Source organism: Caldisalinibacter kiritimatiensis (assembly GCF_000387765.1).
Classification (GTDB): Bacteria; Bacillota; Clostridia; order Tissierellales; family Caldisalinibacteraceae; genus Caldisalinibacter; species Caldisalinibacter kiritimatiensis.
The window spans coordinates 1-4,035 of the sequence record NZ_ARZA01000286.1 but is presented as its reverse complement, the minus strand read 5'-3'; the positions used below and the strand labels follow the sequence as shown (position 1 = coordinate 4,035).

The following is a 4,035-nucleotide window of genomic DNA, read 5'->3' as shown; positions in this document are numbered from 1 at the left end:
ATTGCATATATTATTGTATTCATTAGGTCTATAGAACGTGAAAAAAGTTATCTTTAATCTGTAGACTATGCATATAATAACACCATACAAAAACAATGGTACAAATGTACTAAATAAACACTATTTACAAATAATAGAAAATAAATTATAATAAAGTTAATAGTAAATAAGGATTATATGAAATAGCATTATATAAATATAGACAAGTACATTCCTTTATTATAGCAGTAATATTAATGTTTAATTTAGCAACAGTATTTGATTTACCGAAGACAACTAACAATAACGTAACAGCACAGGGCATTATATATGAGTTAGATGATGAAGACCATGGGGGATTGAGAGGATAAAAGTTTAGTAAGTATTATGTTTATTTAGATATAAGAAAGGGGTGAGATTATGTTATATCCAAGAGCATCAAATGAAAAAAGCCTACTAACTCAAATAAATGCCGCCAAGCATAGTTAGTTTATTTATGGGCTACTTAGTAAATAAGTATAAAATTAAATATTTGAGTGTCAATTTTGCTCTAAACTTTTGACACTACGAAAAATATTAAGGAGGGTGTATTATGAAAAAAGTTATTACGATAGTGTTATGTATAACATTATTATTTATCAACACCTTTTCTATGGCTTCAACTCTAAATAATGAAGATACAATTAAAGATACAATTGAATCGTTTTATAATACCCAGTATGATTCTTATTTAGAAATGAAATATAAGGATATAACACCTTACTTGGATATGAGTAAAATACAAAATCGCAATAAAGTAATTGCTCTAAAAACTCTAGCTATTCGTAGGAAGTACATTGATGAAAAAGGATATGGTTATGTAGAAAAAAGGCGTTTTCCATTAACATTTAACTATAAAAGTATAGATATAAAAAATGATTATGCCAAAGTGATATTAGAAATAAACCTAGATAAACAACAAGCTTATCCACCTTTCATCAGTTCTGGAGAAAATATTTTTTATTTAAAAAAGTATAATGATACATGGAAGATTATAGAACATGATTATATAGGTTTGAAAATGTTTGAAAGTTCAAAAGTAAAACTATTATTAGAAAAGAAAAAAGATGAATTGTTTAAAACAATTGATAAAGAATATGCAATTGATAAAACAAAGGAATATAAAAACTACAATGAAGACGAAGAACAGAGTGAAGTTGGAGTTCTAAGTTTACCAGCAGAAAATCATTATTATAGTTCATCTAGAGGAGTTTACTATGCAAATAAATATGTTATAAATGGTAATATAAAATTTTATGAAGCAAGTACTAGTGGCGGTGATTGTACTAATTTTGCTTCACAAGTTTTATGGTATGGTTTTGGAGCAAATGACACAACAGAAGATATAGCTAATAAAGAAATGATGGTTTCAGGCTCAACATATTCAGAAGGATGGTATGCTGGTTCTGGCGGTGGATCAAGAAACTGGGAAAGTGTAAATTATTTTTGGAATTATATGACCGGGTACAAATCTATAGATACACCAGGACCAAGAGTTAGCGTAGTTAGCAGTGTAAGTTCTTTAAATGAAGGTGGAATTATGCAAATAGACTTTGAATCTGATAGTGATTATGATCATACTGTTATATTGGTAGATGAAGATACACTAAAATTTGCTCAACATAGTCCCAATAAATATTATTATTACTCAGACTATAGTGGTAGTAAAAGATTTTTTAATCCAAGTTATTTTAGAGAAATACTATAGTTAATAGGTTAGGAGAAAGAATATTATGAAAAAGATTTTGAAACTTTTGCTAATATTATTACTCTTATCCTCTTGTAATTATCAAATAAAATCAGATGTTGATACTATTAAAGATACAATTGAATCGTTTTATAATACCCAGTATGATTCTTATTTAGAAATGAAATATAAGGATATAACACCTTACTTGGATATGAGTAAAATACAAAATCGCAATAAAGTAATTGCTCTAAAAACTCTAGCTATTCGTAGGAAGTACATTGATGAAAAAGGATATGGTTATGTAGAAAAAAGGCGTTTTCCATTAACATTTAACTATAAAAGTATAGATATAAAAAATGATTATGCCAAAGTGATATTAGAAATAAACCTAGATAAACAACAAGCTTATCCACCTTTCATCAGTTCAGGAGAAAATGTTTTTGAATTAAAAAAATATAATAATAATTGGAAAATAATAAGTCATAGTTATTCAGGATTGAAAGTTTTTGAAGTATTAATAGATAAAAAATTACCAGAACTAGATTTAAAGACAATACAAAAACAGGTTGATAATGAATTTAAGTAGAAAGATGCAATATTAAATAAAAAAAACATAGAAATTTACAGTATAATTAAAAGCTCAACAATCAATAAAAACTTGATTGTTGAGCTTTTAATTATACAATTTTAAAGATTTAATACTTTTATAAAATATTATTATTTGATATTTTCCGAAAAAATTATATTTGGATATACATTAATAAAAATATTTATCATGTTTTTTGACAATGTTTAAATCATTGTCAACATAAATTAAACACATAATATGTATTATGTTGCCAGTTCATATTAAAAGAGATCTTATTTATATAAGAAAAGTTTGAATAAAGATAAAAAAATTCGCAACATAAAATTATTATAAGGAGAAATATCAATGAATTATATAAAAGAATTTGAAATTTATTTAAAGGAAAAAAGTAATAAAACCAGGAATACAATAGAAGCTTATGTATGTGCAATTAAAGATTTTAAAAACTTTATGATAAATGCTACTATAGATGGTTTTGTTCCAAATGAAGTAATTGAACTTGATGTTAGGCAATATAAAGGACATTTATTAACAGTAAAAAAGCAATCTCCTCAAACAATTAATCAGAAATTGTCATCTATAGTGTTATTTTTTGAATTTCTTATAGCTAGAGGTTTAATAAAAAATAATCCAGCTAAAAATGTGAAGAAGGTTAAAGTACAAAATAATAATAAAGCTCCAAAGGTATTAGAAAAGAATGAGCTTTACAGATTAAGAAGGGAATTTTACAAAAGTAAAGATAATAAAGTTATAATGATATTTGAATTGCTTTATAATACAGGAATTAGGGTATCTGAATTGTGTAATATAGAACTAGATGATTTGAAAATAACTGATAGAAAAGGCACACTTATCATTAGAAGAGGAAAAGGGGAGAAATATAGAGGTAAGGAAAGCCATAAATTCTTATCTTCAAGTAAGACCTTTTTCAGAGAGTAACAAATTACTAATTGGAGAACGTGGACCTATGACTAGGTCAGGAGTATTTAGAATTATAAAAAAATATGCTAAACTTGCAGGCGTAGAAGTTCATCCTCATATATTAAGGCATCAGTTTTGTCATGACTTACTGACATTAGGAGAATCTATAAGTACAGTCGCAGAACTTGCTGGCCACAGTGATATTAATACAACCTATAGATATACTCTAGCAACTGAAAAGGAAAAGCGTGAAGCTGTAGAGAAATTAACAAAATAAAGGTAGATTAAACCCTACCTTTATTTTTATATATCAGATTTATAAACTTTTTTTATAAAAACACTGTATATTTTTTAACTACAAATGCGTTAGTCTACTATTCTCTACAAGTGGAAGATGTAATTACTATAAAATCGATGATTCGATATCATTCATTTTATGATATAATGTAAATATTATAGTTCTTTGATAACTGGATATATGTAAGAATGCAAGGAGAATCCTATAATATCGAAAACCAAGCATTGACTTCCTTGCGTAAAATATCCCTGGCACTAAAGAAACCAATAATATCGTTATCTACCATGGGGCGAGGAGAAATTACGCCTGTAGAGAGCAAATAAGACTTTGCTATATAGAGGCTGAGCTCTAGGAAACAGGAAAAGTTCTAGTACATGATACTAGAAGCTCTCACTTCAGCGTAAGCAAGTGGTGAGTAGTTCACAAATGTGATATAAATATAAATGTAATAAGTTAATTTTTGGCGAGATGCATAGTCAACATTTACACGGCAATCTAATCTGATCTTTTATTTAGACG

2 protein-coding genes and 1 pseudogene are annotated in these 4,035 nt (G+C 26.9%); all 3 read left to right on the top strand.

Going from position 1 to position 4,035, the window contains the following annotated elements; genetic code table 11:
- The first annotated feature begins 571 nt into the window (after positions 1 to 571).
- The 3 genes and pseudogenes from L21TH_RS13380 (at position 572) to L21TH_RS13370 (ending at position 3,495) form a co-directional block, all read left to right on the top strand.
- Positions 572 to 1,726 carry an amidase domain-containing protein gene (locus tag L21TH_RS13380; protein WP_006317549.1) on the top strand — a complete coding sequence of 385 codons (1,155 nt, stop codon included), beginning with the start codon at positions 572 to 574 and terminating at the stop codon, positions 1,724 to 1,726.
- Positions 1,727 to 1,751: 25 nt separating this feature from the next.
- Positions 1,752 to 2,294, top strand: a complete 543-nt coding sequence (locus tag L21TH_RS13375) for a hypothetical protein (RefSeq protein ID WP_006317547.1) — start codon at positions 1,752 to 1,754, stop codon at positions 2,292 to 2,294.
- 348 nt (positions 2,295 to 2,642) lie between these two features.
- A pseudogene (locus tag L21TH_RS13370) lies at positions 2,643 to 3,495 on the top strand (tyrosine-type recombinase/integrase).
- Positions 3,496 to 4,035: the final 540 nt, after the last annotated feature.